Here is a 13,824-nt window from a genome sequence, read left to right as displayed (position 1 = left end):
AGTGAACGCGATCTGTCTTCATCCCCGTCAGGTGAGCCCGGCACCCGTTCACTCGCGGACGATGCATCGGAAACCGATGTGGCAGGTCGACGTCTCCTCGGTGTCGCCTTGCCGAGCCGACGGCCGGTAACGAAGGCAGTAATTCGGTGCGCAGAGGTGTGAACCACCCTTGATCACTCGCCGCGCATAGGGTTCGCCGGGGTTCTCGGTGCGCGCGGTGTCGACGCGCGGGTTGGCCGGGATGCAGCAGGAACTGGTCGGCGCGATATTTTTCCCGCTCGCGGAATGATCAGCGGTGAAATGGTCAGTGGTCCATTCCCACACGTTGCCGGCCATGTCGCTGAGCTCGTATCCGTTGGGCCGAAAGTGACCCACCGGCGACGTGCCGGCGAAGCCGTCCGCGAGTAGGTTCTCCCAGGGGAACTGGCCCTGCCAGACATTTCCGCCGGGCCTGCCACCCGGCTCGTGCTCGTCACCCCACACGAACGGTTGTCGGTCCAGTCCGCCGCGCGCCGCGAATTCCCACTCCGCTTCCGTCGGCAGATCTTTGCCTGCCCACTCCGCGTAGGCGCGGGCATCGAACCACGACACATGGGTGACGGGGTGGCGTTCACGTCCGCTGACGTTGCTGCCCGGACCCTCCGGATGACGCCAGTCCGCTCCCGGCGTGAACGACCACCAGCGGGTGTAGTCGTCGAGCGGCACCGGTCCCGGTGTCGGGGTGAACACGAGCGAGCCGGGGACCAGCAACGACGGGTCCGCGTCCGGGTACTGCGCGGGGTCGGGCGCGACCTCGGCGGTGGTGACGTGACCGGTGTCTTTCACGAACCGCCGGAACTCGGCGACGGTTACCGGGTGCGAGTCCATCCAGAACCCGTCGACCGTCACCTGGTGGACCGGGCGCTCCTCGGGATAGAAGTCCTCCGATCCCATCCAGAATGTGCCACCCGGAATCCATGCCATGTTCTTCGGTACCGCTCGAGTCATGAGGCCAGCGTGGCATGGTCGGCGCGCAGGTGCGACAGAATCCCCGGTGCTGAAACCGGGCTGAGGGGTACCCCACTCGAGGTACCGTCGGCTTTCCGAGTCGCAACAGGATATTCATCGTGCAGGGGGCGCCGGCGAATGGATGGACGAATTCCGCGCAGGTCGTTCGTTCGTGGACTGGCACTGACGGCCGGGCTGGGCGCCGTAGGGGTCGGCTCGGCAAGCGCCTTCCCCTTCGGCATCGACCCCCTACGGCCGTTCGTTTTCCGGTCACCGCCGCTCGAACCGTTTCGGGACCCACTTCCCCTGCTGCCGACGCTCGGTGGCACTTCCGTCGAGGTGCACGCGAGCAGCACGATGCACACGTTCCACTCCGACCTTCCCGCCTCCCCGGCGCTCGCGTACGGCGGTGTCGACTACCTGGGACCGACGATCGAGGCCCGGGTCGGCGAACGGACATCGCTCGTCTACCGCAACGACATCGCGAGTAATCCTCTCGCTGCCGATGTGGACACCAGATTGCACGGTGTGACCGAAGCGGACCGCACCGACGTGGCGACCGCGCTGCACCTGCACGGGGGGTCCAATCCGCCCGAGTTCGACGGGCACCCCGAGCACACGCTGCGGCGCGGGCAAGGGCTGGTGTACGAGTTTCCGAATCAGCAGGACGCGTGCACACTCTGGTATCACGACCACGCGATGGGGGTCACCCGGCTCAACATTTTCGCTGGACTGGCCGGTCTATACCTGCTTCGCGACGAGTTCGACACCGGTACCGTGGGCAATCCGCTCGGGCTGCCCGCCGGCGAGTTCGAGGTTCCGCTGATTCTGCAGGACAAGAATTTCACGGAGGACGGCAGGCAGAGCGTCCGCTCCAACCCGCTGAACCCGCAGGGCAGCTGGGAAGCGGCGACCCCCGGCGACACCGGCGTGGTGAACGGCAAGGTGTGGCCGGAGATGGCCGTGGCGCGCGGGCTGTACCGCCTGCGCATGGTGAACGCCGCCTCGTTCAGCGTGTGGAACCTCTTCTTCGACAATCGAATGCGGTTCTGGGTCATCGGCGCCGAAGGCGGATTGTTCGACGCCCCGGTCCCCGTCGACCATGTTCGCCTCGGACCGGGTGAGCGCGCCGACCTGCTCGTCGACTTCGGTGCTCTGGCGCCCGGCGCGACCGTCGAGCTGCGCAACGACGAAGCGATCCCCGACCAGGTGGCGCAGCGCGGAGTCCTGCCCATGCCGCGTTTCTGCCGTTTCCGCGTGGGAGCTGCCGCGGGGTTCACCGGCCCGGTGCCGCAGTCCCTGCGCGGCGGCCGGCGGCAGCCGCCTTTACTGGCACCGGTCGCGCAACCTCAGGTGGTACGCAATGTCTCGGTACTGCAGATCGGACAGGGCCTCGGGCAACCGTCACCGCTCATGTCCCTCAACAACCTGCGCTACACCACCGACGACATCGAAATGCCTCGGCAGGGCACGGTCGAACAGTGGAACATCGTCAATGCCACCCCGGAGCCGCACCCGATTCATCTGCATCTGGTGAGGTTCCGCGTACTCGGGCGGCAGGCGGTCGATACGGCCGCAATGATGTCGGCGTCGCCGCTCCCCGCGGTCGGGACACGGTGGACGCCGTCTCCGGATCCGTTCACCCGGGGACCGGTGCTGTCGCCGCAGCCGTGGGAGTCCGGTTTCAAGGACACCGTGATCGCCGACGCCAACTCCGTCACCCGAGTCGTCGTGCGGTTTCCGGCAGCCGAGGAACTGGGCTTCGATCCCGACGCGACCTTCGGCATGTCGGCCCATGCGACGGACCACTCGGGTGGACACACCGGGCAGGCGCCCCAACCTCTACGGGGTTACGTCTGGCACTGCCACATGCTCGATCACGAGGACCACGACATGATGCTGAAGTACCGCCTCGCCACGTGAGTACTTCTTAATCTCCCGTTGTTGACAAGCACTCACAGGCGTTTGCGCAATTTAAAAGCAGTCTGGACTGTTTTGATTTTTCGGCCTACAGTGCAGATGTGACCTCCGACATAGCAGTCGCCAAACCGACCCGTACGCAGGCCGAGCGCACCGCCGCGATGCGCACACGATTGCTCGAGGCCGCGGTCGACTCGCTGGTCGAGCTCGGCTACGCGGGCACCACCACCCAGGGCATCGCCCGCCGGGCGGGTGTGTCGCGGGGAGCCCAGCTCCACCATTTCCCCACCAAGGAGTCGCTGGTGGTGGCGGCAGTGGAGTACCTCGTCGACAAGCGGATGGCGGAGATTCTCGCCGCCGAGGTGGACACCGACCGCGGCATCGACGTGCTGGCCGACGCCTTCTCCGGCCCGTTGTTCTATGCGGCACTCGAGTTGTGGGTGGCCGCCCGCACCGACCCCGCCTTGTTCGAGGCGATGGTTCCGCTGGAGCGGAAGGTCACCGAGGCCCTGCGACACGGGTCTGCAGAGGTGTTCGGTGATCGGTACGACGCCGACACCATCGAGATCGGCATCGAATTGGTTCGCGGTCTCGCGGTGTCGGCATTGTTCCGGACGCCCGAGGCCGATCGCTCACTACGCGCGCGGCTGCTGCCGGCGTGGGAATCGAAGGTGAAGAAGTCGTGAGTCTTCCGCAACATGTACACACGCTGGTCGTAGGAGCCGGTTTCGCAGGAATGGGTCTCGCGGCGCGGATCCTGCGGTCCCGTCCGGAGGCCGACGTCCTGATCATCGAGCGCGGTTACGATGTCGGCGGAACCTGGCGCGACAACACCTACCCGGGGTGTGCGTGCGATGTCCCGACGTCGCTGTACTCGTTCTCCTTCGCGCCCAGCGCCGACTGGAGTCACACCTTCGCCCGGCAACCGGAGATCTACCGGTACCTGAAGAAGGTCGCGGCCGACACCGGCATCCTGTCCCGGGTCGTGACCGACTGCGCCCTGGAGCAGGCAGACTGGGACGACGCCAAGGCTGTGTGGCATGTGCGCACGAGCCGTGGTTCGTTGACCGCCGATGTGGTGGTGGCGGCCACCGGCGCCCTGTCGACCCCGAGCATCCCGGATATGCCGGGACTCGATACGTTCGGCGGCACCACCTTCCACTCCGCGACGTGGAATCACGATCACGACCTCACCGGTGAGCGGGTGGCCGTCATCGGCACGGGTGCCTCGGCGATGCAGTTCGTTCCGGAAATCGCGCCCCGCGCGAAGCATGTGACGGTCTTTCAACGTACGCCGGCGTGGGTCATCCCGCGGCTCGACCGAGTGCTCTCCGATCCCGAAAAGCGTCTGTATCGGCGGATACCTCTGGTGCAGAAGGCTGTCCGTGCTTCTGTCTACAGTTTCCGGGAAGCGCTCGGCGGAGTCCTGGCCCATGCCACCGGACTGCTGCCGTTGTTCGAAATGGTGGCCAGGGCACATCTGCGTCGGCAGGTGCGCGACCCGGAACTGCGACAGAAGCTGACCCCCGATTTCACGATCGGCTGCAAGCGCATGTTGTTGTCGAACGACTGGTTGCGGACGCTCGACCGGCCGGACGTCACACTCGTCGACGCAGGCCTGGCGGGTATCACCGAGGATGGTGTGGTCGACGCGGTCGGCAACGAACACAAGGTCGACACCATCATCTTCGCCACCGGCTTCACTCCCACGGAACCTCCTGTCGCGCATGCACTCCGGGGCACCGACGGGCACACGCTGGCCGAGCACTGGAAGGGCAGTCCGCACGCCTACAAGGGGACCACGGTTGCCGGATTCCCCAACCTCTTCCTGATGTACGGACCCAACACCAACCTCGGGCACAGCTCCATCGTCTACATGCTCGAATCGCAGTCTGCGTACATCACCGACGCGCTCGATGCCATGCGCGACAACGACATCACGGCGTTCGAGGTCACCGAGGAGGCGCAGCGACGGTACAACGCGCGGATTCAATCCGGCTTGCAGAGCACCGTCTGGAACAAGGGTGGTTGTTCGAGTTGGTATTACGATGCGGAGGGCCGTAATTCGGTGCAGTGGCCGACGTTCACCTTCAGATTCCGTTCGCAACTGCAGCGCTTCGACAGGGAGAACTACGTGGCGCGTCGGAGGTCGGAGAAGGAGGCCGTCGCGTGACGCACTACGACGTGGTGGTGGTCGGCTCGGGTTTCGGCGGCAGTGTGGCTGCGCTGCGGCTCACCGAGAAGGGCTACAAGGTCGGAGTGCTGGAGGCAGGACGGCGTTTCGCCGACGACGAAATGCCGGAGACCAGCTGGAGATTGCGTCGCTATCTGTGGGCCCCGTGGATGGGTTGCTATGGCATGCAACGTATCCACCTACTTCCCGATGTGCTCGTGATGGCGGGTGCCGGCGTCGGCGGTGGATCGCTCAATTACGCCAACACCCTGTATCAGCCGCCCCGGCGCTTCTTCGAAGACAAGCAGTGGGCGCACATCACCGACTGGCAGTCGGAGTTGGCGCCGTACTACGACCAGGCCAAGAGGATGCTGGGCGTGCGGACCAACCCGCTGTTCACCCCGGCCGACGCGATCATGCGCGAGGTGGCGGAAGAGATGGGGGTCGGTGAGACGTTCACATCCACGCCGGTCGGTGTCTTCTTCGGCGAGCCCGGAGTCGCGGTCGCGGACCCGTACTTCGGTGGCAAGGGCCCTGATCGGGCCGGCTGCACCGAGTGCGGTGGCTGCATGACCGGGTGCCGCGTGGGGGCCAAGAACACGCTGGTCAAGAACTACCTGTACCTGGCGGAACAGGCCGGTGCGCGGATCCATCCGCTCACCACGGTGAAGGAACTACGTCCACGCCAGGGCGGCGGATACGAGGTGCGTACTCGTCGAACGAACGGTATCCGTAAGCGGGAGAGCACCTTCACCGCCGACCAGGTGGTCGTGGCTGCCGGCACGTACGGAACGGCCCGGCTGCTCCTCGCGATGAAGGAGGCCGGGACCTTGGCGCGGTTGTCGCCGCGGCTCGGAACGGTCGTCCGGACCAATTCGGAGGCCGTACTCGCGGCCACCGCGAAGAACCGGAGCACCGACTTCACGCGTGGCATCGCCATCACGTCCTCATTCCACCCCGACGACCACACCCACATCGAACCTGTCCGATACGGCAAGGGCAGCAATGCGATCGGGCTGCTACAGACCGTCCTCAGTGATGGCGGCGGCCGGACACCTCGACTGCTGAAGACCGTCGGTGTCGCACTGCGCCGACCCGACGCCTTCCTGCGCAGTCTGTCGGTGCGGCACTGGTCCGAGCGGACGGTCATCGCGCTGGTGATGCAGACCGACGATAATTCCTTGGAACTCACCAAGGGGCGGGGCCGCCTCGGGCGCGCGGTCACCAGTCGGCCCGGTCCCGGCGCTCCGCCGCCGGAGTGGATACCTCAGGGGCACACGGCCATCCGCAAGGTCGCCGACAAGATCGACGGTGACCCCGGTGGCTCGCTGGGCGACGTGGTGAACATCCCGATGACCGCCCATTTCCTGGGTGGCTGCGCGATCGGCGACTCGCCCGACACCGGAGTCGTCGACCCGTACCTGCGGGCCTACGGACACGACGGACTCCACGTGGCGGACGGATCCGTGGTCAGCGCCAACCTGGGCGTCAATCCGTCGCTCACCATCACGGCGCAAGCGGAGCGGGCGTTCGCGTTGTGGCCGAACAAGGGAGAGCTGGACCCCAGACCTGATCCGGGTGAGCCATACGTACGTATCGACCCGACGCCGCCGCGCTTCCCGGTGGTACCGGCCGACGCGCCGGGAGCCCTGCGACTTCCGCTCACCGTGACGACTCGAAAGGAGGCCGTCGATGTGGAGCGTGCCTGAATCGGCCACCGACCGCACCGAATGGCCCGAGAGCGCGCCGCCGCCGTGGCCGGCCGGGGTGCGTGCAACGCTGTGGTGGCATCGCGCGACCGCCGTCGCCCGTGATCTCGGACCCGAGGGTGCGGTGCTGCCGGTGACCCTCGCCATGATGGTCGACTACCTCGACTCGCCCGTCGGGCCGTATCGCGAGATCCTGGCCAGCCCGGTGCTGCGGGCGCCCGGGCGTCGCAGCGGTCCCTTGCCGCGCATGGCCGTGCCGTTCATCGCGGTCGACTCGGAACCGTCCGTCCACGGCGGACGCGTGCACTGGAGCCTGCCCAAGGTCCCGGCAGCGTTCGACGGCGACGTCCACGGTGTGTTCGAGGCGTCATCCGCGTCGTCCTTCGAGGCGTCATCCGCGTCGTCCTTCGGGGCGTGGCGTGTGTCGACGACGGCGCACCCGCGCGGTCCGCGGCTGCCGATCGCGGGCGCCTTGGGGTTCGCTCAGCCCGCAGAGTCGGGCGGACGCCTGGTGACGGCGTCGGCCCGCCTGCGCGGGCACTTCCGGTACGCCCGGGTGAGCGTTCGGGCAGAGGGTCCCACTCTGGCCGACTGGCTGGTGGCCGGAACTCATCATGGTGTCGTGATCACGGACGGCCGTATGACCACCGGGCCGGCAAAGCTGCGCTGAGCGATCGCTTTTCTTGACTAATTCCAAAAAAGGGCCATACTGGAACACATGCGACACGACCACGATCCCCGAGCGCAATTGCGTGACGTGGGCCTCCGTGTCACTGCGCCCCGGGTGGCGGTGTTGAATGCGGTTGCCGCGCAGCCGCATTCCGACGTCGACGACATCGCTGCCGTGGTGCGCGACCAGCTGGGTTCGGTGTCCACGCAAGCCGTGTACGACGTGCTGAAAGCGTGTACGGCCGCCGGTCTCCTTCGCCGTATCGAACCCGCGGGGTCACCCGCACGGTTCGAGACGCGAACCGGAGACAATCACCACCACCTCGTGTGTCGATCGTGCGGCACCGTTGCAGACGTCGATTGCGCCGTCGGTGAGGCGCCGTGCCTGGAGCCGTCGCAGTCGCACGGTTTCCAGGTCGACGAGGCCGAAGTCGTCTTCTGGGGTCTGTGCGAACAGTGCCGGCCCGGGCCGACGGCAACCCAGTCCTGACCCGTCTTCATCTACCACCCTCACAATGAAGCACTCTGGAGGCTTTGCCATGCCTGAAACACAGCGCGCTACCACCACCAACGCCGGAATTCCTGTCGTCAGCGACAACGAATCGCTCACCGCGGGACCGCAGGGCCCCATCCTTCTGCACGACCACTACCTCGTCGAAAAGCTCGCCCAGTTCAACCGCGAGCGTGTCCCGGAGCGGGTGGTCCATGCCAAGGGCGGCGGTGCCTTCGGTGAGCTGGTCGTCACGCACGACGTGAGCCGGTACACGAAGGCCAAGCTCTTCCAGCCGGGAGCGAAGACCGAGTCGCTCGTGCGCTTCTCCACGGTGGCGGGCGAGCAGGGTAGTCCCGACACGTGGCGTGACCCCCGCGGATTCGCGGTGAAGTTCTACACCGAGGACGGCAACTACGACCTCGTCGGCAACAACACGCCGGTCTTCTTCATCAAGGACCCCATCAAGTTCCCCGACTTCATCCACTCACAGAAGCGTCTGCCGGGTTCCGGCCTGCGCGACCACAACATGCAGTGGGACTTCTGGACCCTGCGGCCCGAGTCGGCACACCAGGTCACCTGGCTGATGGGTGATCGCGGGATTCCGAAGACGTGGCGTCACATGGACGGCTTCGGCTCCCACACCTATCAGTGGGTCAACGCCGAGGGAGAGCGGTTCTGGGTGAAGTACCACTTCAAGACCGACCAGGGCATCGAGTTCCTCACCCAGGCGGAGGCCGACGAGCTGGCCGGCACGTCGCCCGACCACCACCGAGCCGACCTGTACGACTCGATCACCCGCGGCGAGTTTCCCAGCTGGACGCTGAAAGTGCAGGTCATGCCGGTCGCCGAGGCGGAGGGGTACCGATTCAACCCGTTCGATCTCACCAAGGTGTGGTCCCAGAAGGACTACCCGCTGATCGAGGTCGGCGAGTGGACCCTGAACCGCAACCCCGACAACTTCTTCGCGCAGATCGAGCAGGCCTCGTTCGAGCCGTCGAATGTGGTTCCGGGAATCGGCTTCTCGCCCGACAAGATGCTGCTCGGGCGTGTCTTCTCCTACGCTGACGCACACAGGTACCGGATCGGCGCGAACTACGCCCAATTGCCGGTCAACGCACCGAAGAACCTGGTCAACTCCTACTCGCAGGACGGGGCGATGCGGTACGCGACCAACTCGCCGGAAACGCCGGTGTACGCGCCCAACTCGTACGGCGGTCCCCAAGCGGACGCGTCCCTCGCCGGGGACGAGGGCCTGTGGGCCTTCGACGGAGAGTCGGTGCGCGCCGGCTATATCCAGCACTCCGAGGACGGCGACTTCACCCAGGCCGGCACGCTCGTACGTGAGGTTCTCGGTGACGACGAACGCGAGCGGTTGGTGAACAACATCGTCGGGCACGCGCTCGATGGCGTCAGCGAACCGGTTCTGCTGCGCGTCTTCGAGTACTGGAAGAACGTCGACGCCGACCTCGGCAAGCGCGTGGAAATCGGTGTCCGCGAAGGACAGAACAAGGCCTGAGGCGCACCACCGGCGTCGGTGTCGATGCGCCCGCAACGAAACACGACCACTGAGGAAATACATCATGAGTAATCCCATCACCAGCACGTTGGATCCCGCTCAGCAGAAGACTGCCGGCGACGCACTACAGGCCACCGTCGTGGATCTGATCGACCTCACCCTCATCGCCAAACAGGCGCACTGGAATGTGATCGGCCAGAACTTCCGATCGGTGCATCTCGCGCTCGACGAGCTCGTGAGCGCGGCCCGCGACTTCACCGACGAGGCGGCGGAACGCGCTACCGCGATCGGCGTCAGTCCCGACGGCCGCGCGGCCACGGTCGCACAGGATTCCGGGGCCAAGGGCATCGGCGAAGGGTGGACCAAGGATGCCGAGATCACCGCGTCGATCGTCGGTAACCTCGCCGCCCTGATCGACCGACTCCGCGACCGTATCGCGGCCACCGAAAACGCCGACCCGGTGACGCAGGACCTGCTGATCTCCATCACCGCGCGGCTCGAGCAGTTGCATTGGATGTGGCAGGCGCAGGGCGTCTGAGCACTTCGGGTCCGGACGTACTTCGTCGCCGCCGACGGTGCCGGAGTACGTACGGCGTGTGACTGGAGTGTCGGATGGTGTTGCTAGGTTGAGCGGTGTCAGGACACCGGCTCGGATGACCGTGTCCCGGGTCGGGTTCGAAAGGTGCGTTCTTCCATGGTGATGGGTCCCACCCACGCAATGTCCGGTGCTGCCGTCGGTTTGGCGACGGCAGATCTGCTCCCGCTGGAATGGGGTGGGCCTACCTCGACGGCCGAGACGTTCACGTTCGCGGCCGTATGCGCAGGCGCGGCGTTGCTACCCGACCTCGACACCAGCCAGTCGACCGTTTCGCGGTCCTTCGGCCCCGTGAGCAGTATCGCGGCCAAGGGAGTCGACGCGGTGTCGCTCGGCTTCTACACGGTGACCAAGGGCAAACGAGACGGTAAGCGCCGCGGCGGGCACCGCACGCTCACGCACACGGCATTGTTCGCCGCCGGGCTCGGAGCAGGCGTGTCGGCGCTCGTGGTGCAGTTCGGCAAGCCGGCCATCATCGCCACGCTGTTTCTCTGCCTGGGGCTGGCACTCCGCGGCCTGGCCGGTGAGTTCGCCAAAGAAAAAGGCTGGCTGGCCGTTTCGGCCGTGGCCGCGGTGTTGTCGGCGCTCACCTGGCAGTCGTATCCCACGGAGGCCGGTTCCACCGGGCTCGGAGTCGCGGTGGCCCTCGGCTGCGCCACCCACTGCCTCGGCGATGCCATCACCAAAGAAGGTGTGCCCTTCCTCGCCCCGTTCCTGCCGCTGGGCAGGGAGCGGTGGTGGGAGTTCCGGCTGCCGTCCTTCCTCTCCATCCGGGCGGGCGGGCCCTTCGAGAAACTCGTTCTCGGGCCCGCCCTCACCATCGCCGTCGGGCTGATGACGATCTGGGCAGTCGACGGTGCACCGGAGGCGATCTACGACGCGTTCATGCCCGTAACCCCGTAGGACGCGTCAGGCTGCGAGCATCTTCTCGAGGTCGTCGAGTACCAGCATGGCACCGGTGGGACCGAGCGCCAGGAACCAGGTTTCGTCGCTGACGTGCACGGCGTGGCCGTCCTTGACCGCCTGAAGCTGGTTCCACAGCGGTCCACCGACCACAGCGGACTCGTCGGTCGTCTCGGGCGCGCCATAGCTGGAGTAGAAGATTCGGTCGGCATCGGCCTGCGAGATGGTCTCCTGGCTGACCTCGACCGCGAGTTCGTCGACGTCCTGCACCTGCGGGCGGGGCAGCCCCACATCCTCGAGAATGACACCGATGAACGACAGGTTGCCGTACAGCCGGATCTTGCCGGACATGAAGCGCACCAACGAGATCGTGGGCTCGCCGGTGATCGCGTCCCGGACCTCCCCGGCCCGGGTCTGATATGCGTTGAGCACCTCTTCGGCCTGCGCTTCCTCACCGAGCGCGTCGGCGGCCAGGAGGAAGTTCTCCTTCCACGGGAAGCCGGGACGGATACTGAACACCGTCGGTGCGATCGAGGAGAGCTGCGGGTAGAGCTTGTCGGCCCGCAGCTTGCTGCCGAGGATCAGATCGGGCTGCAATGCGGTGATCGCTTCGATGTTCAGGTTGTTGATCGTTCCCACGTCGGGCACACCCGCCAGCTTGTCGGCAAGATACGACGGCTGACCCGCCGCGCTCTCCGGACTCGCCAATCCCACGGGGGTGATTCCCAGCGACAGGACGTCGTCGAGTTCGCCGCCGTCGAGGACGACGACCCGTTCCGGCTTCTTCTCAATGACCGTCTCGCCCAGTGCGTGCGTGACGGTGCGCGGGAATGCGCCGGGTTCGGCATCACTACCCAGTTTGGCGGTCTCCTCGTCGGCGGTGGCGAACAGCCGTCCGCCGGTGGCGACGTCGGTGTTGCCGGAGCTGGACCCGGTGTCGGTGGTGCCGCAGGCGGCGAGAAAGACGGTGGCCAGGGCGACGAGCCCGGCCTTCAGGGGAGGCCTCGTAGACATGAGGGCAGGCTAGCCTACCGACCTGGCGGCGGGCGTCCGGGAGTCGTTGGCACCGGGTCCGGGGATGAGAAAGACCCCCCCGCCTGAGCGGAAGGGGTCTCACATCAATCCCACACTGTCGGGGTGGCGGGATTTGAACCCACGACCTCTTCGTCCCGAACGAAGCGCGCTACCAAGCTGCGCCACACCCCGTGTCGAACCTCGGCTAGCTTACAGCACAGAGTCAGCCGCGATTAAATCCGCAGTTCAGCGGCGTATAACCGAGCTTTCCGAGGGCTGCGTCCGACCTTCGCCCGCGCCGCTGTCCGAGCCGCCACGCTTGGCGGGTACCAACGTCAGCAGCGTCGCCTCGGGACGGCAGCAGAAGCGGGCCGGAGCCCACGGCGACGTGCCGATACCAGCGGACACGTGCAAGCGGGTGTGGGCACCCCACTTCGACGGACCCTTGACCCGAGAACGGTCGATCTGGCAATTGGTGACCAGTGCCCCGTAGAACGGCAGGCACAGCTGACCCCCGTGGGTGTGGCCCGCCAGTACCAGGTCGTACCCGTCGTCGGCGAACCGGTCGAGCACCCGCGGTTCGGGGGAGTGGGTGAGGGCCAGGCGTAGATCCGCCAACGGATTCGGCGGCCCGGCGATGGTGTCGTAACGGTCGCGTTGCAAGTGGGGATCGTCCACCCCGGCCGACGCGATCCGGACCCCCGACACCTCGAGGTCGCGGCGCACATGTGTGACGTCGAACCAGCCCCGCTCGGTGAAGGCAGCGCGGAGATCGCCCCACGGCAAGGGGTCACCCAGGACGCGCTTGTGCTCCCTGCTGAAGTACTTCAGCGGGTTCTTCGGCTTGGGCGCGAAGTAGTCGTTGCTGCCGAACACGAACAGGCCCGGGCGCGCGAGCAGATTCCCCAGCGCCTGGACCACCGCGGGGACGGCCCGCTGATGGGACAGATTGTCGCCGGTGTTCACCACCAGATCGGGTTCGAGGTTGTCCAGCTCACGCAGCCAGTTCTGCTTCAGGCGCTGTCCGGGCATCATGTGCAGGTCGCTGATGTGCAGCACCCGCAGCGTGGACGACCCGGGCGCGAGCACCGGCATCGTGACCTCACGGAGCGCAAACGCGTTGCGTTCGATGAGGGAGGCGTAGCCGACACCGAGGGCGGCGGCGCCCGCTGTACCCAGCGCGGCACGGGTCAGGGTGGTGCGGAACTCGTTGGACACCCTTTCAGGATACGGGTGCGTGCGATCGAGGTGCAGGGTACAAAAGGATGCTCCGCATTCCCGTGCGTGGGACGCGGCATTCTCGTGCGTGCGAGCGCGTAGCGTTTCGGCCATGCCAGATTCACTGAAAGCAAGACTGCGCTCCGACATGACGGCCGCCATGAAGGCGAAGGATTCGCTGCGCACCGCCACTATTCGTATGCTCATGGCCGCCGTGCAGACCGAGGAGGTCTCCGGCAAGGAAGCCCGTGAACTCACCGACGACGAGGTGCTGAAGGTCCTCGCGAAGGAGTCGAAGAAGCGCGGAGAGTCCGCCGAGATCTACACCGAGAACGGCCGCGGGGAACTGGCGGCGCAGGAACGTGCCGAAGCCCAGATCATCGACGAATACCTGCCGACCCCGCTCAACGATGCGGAACTCGTGGACGTCGTCGACACGGCCATCGCTCAGGTGGCGGAGGAGATCGGTGAGCGCCCCGGTATGCGCCAGATGGGTCAGGTCATGAAGGCGGCCACCGCACTCGCCGGCGGCAAGGCCGATGGCTCGAGGTTGTCCCACGCCGTCAAGTCGCGCCTCTGAACCCACGTGCGTGGGAAGTGTGTGTTCGCACTTCCCACGCACGCATG

At 66.3% G+C, this 13,824-nt stretch carries 13 protein-coding genes and 1 tRNA gene; 10 read left to right on the top strand and 4 right to left on the bottom strand.

Annotated elements, in window-relative coordinates; all coding sequences use genetic code 11:
* Positions 1-48: 48 nt before the first annotated feature.
* The gene (locus R4P95_RS21015; RefSeq protein ID WP_317745176.1) at positions 49-987 is read right to left on the bottom strand and encodes a formylglycine-generating enzyme family protein; all 939 of its coding nucleotides are present in this window, start codon (positions 985-987) and stop codon (positions 49-51) included.
* 138 nt (positions 988-1,125) lie between these two features.
* Here R4P95_RS21015 and R4P95_RS21010 point away from each other — a divergent pair, with 138 nt between their 5' ends.
* From R4P95_RS21010 to R4P95_RS20970, 9 genes are all read left to right on the top strand, one after another.
* Positions 1,126-2,910 carry a multicopper oxidase family protein gene (locus tag R4P95_RS21010; protein ID WP_317745175.1) on the top strand — a complete coding sequence of 595 codons (1,785 nt, stop codon included), beginning with the start codon at positions 1,126-1,128 and terminating at the stop codon, positions 2,908-2,910.
* 158 nt (positions 2,911-3,068) lie between these two features.
* Positions 3,069-3,593: a TetR/AcrR family transcriptional regulator gene (locus R4P95_RS21005; protein WP_213577381.1), complete on the top strand. Its 525-nt coding sequence runs from the start codon at positions 3,069-3,071 to the stop codon at positions 3,591-3,593.
* On the top strand, positions 3,590-5,080 hold the full coding sequence (locus R4P95_RS21000; RefSeq protein WP_317745174.1) for an NAD(P)/FAD-dependent oxidoreductase: 1,491 nt from the start codon (positions 3,590-3,592) through the stop codon (positions 5,078-5,080). Before R4P95_RS21005 ends, R4P95_RS21000 begins: the two co-directional genes overlap by 4 nt.
* The gene (locus R4P95_RS20995; RefSeq protein WP_317745173.1) at positions 5,077-6,789 is read left to right on the top strand and encodes a GMC family oxidoreductase; all 1,713 of its coding nucleotides are present in this window, start codon (positions 5,077-5,079) and stop codon (positions 6,787-6,789) included. Before R4P95_RS21000 ends, R4P95_RS20995 begins: the two co-directional genes overlap by 4 nt.
* On the top strand, positions 6,773-7,459 hold the full coding sequence (locus R4P95_RS20990; RefSeq protein ID WP_317745172.1) for a hypothetical protein: 687 nt from the start codon (positions 6,773-6,775) through the stop codon (positions 7,457-7,459). The genes R4P95_RS20995 and R4P95_RS20990 overlap by 17 nt, the downstream gene beginning before the upstream one ends.
* Before the next feature lie 48 nt (positions 7,460-7,507).
* Entirely contained in the window at positions 7,508-7,948 is a 441-nt protein-coding gene (locus tag R4P95_RS20985) for a Fur family transcriptional regulator (protein WP_317745171.1), read from the top strand.
* A 49-nt stretch (positions 7,949-7,997) separates the two neighbouring features.
* A complete protein-coding gene (locus R4P95_RS20980) occupies positions 7,998-9,467 on the top strand; it encodes a catalase (protein ID WP_317745170.1) in 1,470 nt (489 codons plus the stop codon).
* A gap of 64 nt (positions 9,468-9,531) precedes the next feature.
* Positions 9,532-10,005: a DNA starvation/stationary phase protection protein gene (locus R4P95_RS20975; protein WP_317745169.1), complete on the top strand. Its 474-nt coding sequence runs from the start codon at positions 9,532-9,534 to the stop codon at positions 10,003-10,005.
* 156 nt (positions 10,006-10,161) lie between these two features.
* Complete coding sequence (locus R4P95_RS20970; protein ID WP_317745168.1) at positions 10,162-10,965, top strand: metal-dependent hydrolase; 804 nt, start codon at positions 10,162-10,164, stop codon at positions 10,963-10,965.
* 6 nt (positions 10,966-10,971) lie between these two features.
* On the opposite strand, the gene R4P95_RS20965 is transcribed toward R4P95_RS20970, so the two are convergent.
* The 3 genes from R4P95_RS20965 to R4P95_RS20955 form a co-directional block, all read right to left on the bottom strand.
* The gene (locus R4P95_RS20965; protein WP_317745167.1) at positions 10,972-11,979 is read right to left on the bottom strand and encodes an iron-siderophore ABC transporter substrate-binding protein; all 1,008 of its coding nucleotides are present in this window, start codon (positions 11,977-11,979) and stop codon (positions 10,972-10,974) included.
* A 118-nt stretch (positions 11,980-12,097) separates the two neighbouring features.
* Positions 12,098-12,171, bottom strand: a tRNA-Pro gene (locus tag R4P95_RS20960).
* A 54-nt stretch (positions 12,172-12,225) separates the two neighbouring features.
* Positions 12,226-13,197 (bottom strand): metallophosphoesterase, encoded by a 972-nt coding sequence (locus R4P95_RS20955; RefSeq protein ID WP_317745166.1) that lies wholly within the window; start codon positions 13,195-13,197, stop codon positions 12,226-12,228.
* Between the two features lie 112 nt (positions 13,198-13,309).
* On the opposite strand from R4P95_RS20955, the gene R4P95_RS20950 reads away from it, so the two are divergent.
* Entirely contained in the window at positions 13,310-13,777 is a 468-nt protein-coding gene (locus R4P95_RS20950) for a GatB/YqeY domain-containing protein (protein ID WP_159918966.1), read from the top strand.
* Positions 13,778-13,824 lie beyond the last annotated feature (47 nt).

Source organism: Rhodococcus sp. IEGM 27, assembly GCF_033142305.1.
GTDB lineage: Bacteria > Actinomycetota > Actinomycetes > Mycobacteriales > Mycobacteriaceae > Rhodococcus_F > Rhodococcus_F oxybenzonivorans.
This window is presented reverse-complemented; position numbering and strand designations above follow the sequence as displayed.

Coding starts and splice junctions, on each gene's coding strand:
- R4P95_RS21015 (WP_317745176.1), bottom strand. CDS start 987: ATGACTCGAGCGGTACCGAAGAACATGGCATGGATTCCGGGTGGCACA.
- R4P95_RS21010 (WP_317745175.1), top strand. CDS start 1,126: ATGGATGGACGAATTCCGCGCAGGTCGTTCGTTCGTGGACTGGCACTG.
- R4P95_RS21005 (WP_213577381.1), top strand. CDS start 3,069: ATGCGCACACGATTGCTCGAGGCCGCGGTCGACTCGCTGGTCGAGCTC.
- R4P95_RS20990 (WP_317745172.1), top strand. CDS start 6,773: ATGTGGAGCGTGCCTGAATCGGCCACCGACCGCACCGAATGGCCCGAG.
- R4P95_RS20985 (WP_317745171.1), top strand. CDS start 7,508: ATGCGACACGACCACGATCCCCGAGCGCAATTGCGTGACGTGGGCCTC.
- R4P95_RS20980 (WP_317745170.1), top strand. CDS start 7,998: ATGCCTGAAACACAGCGCGCTACCACCACCAACGCCGGAATTCCTGTC.
- R4P95_RS20975 (WP_317745169.1), top strand. CDS start 9,532: ATGAGTAATCCCATCACCAGCACGTTGGATCCCGCTCAGCAGAAGACT.
- R4P95_RS20970 (WP_317745168.1), top strand. CDS start 10,162: ATGGTGATGGGTCCCACCCACGCAATGTCCGGTGCTGCCGTCGGTTTG.
- R4P95_RS20965 (WP_317745167.1), bottom strand. CDS start 11,979: ATGTCTACGAGGCCTCCCCTGAAGGCCGGGCTCGTCGCCCTGGCCACC.
- R4P95_RS20950 (WP_159918966.1), top strand. CDS start 13,310: ATGCCAGATTCACTGAAAGCAAGACTGCGCTCCGACATGACGGCCGCC.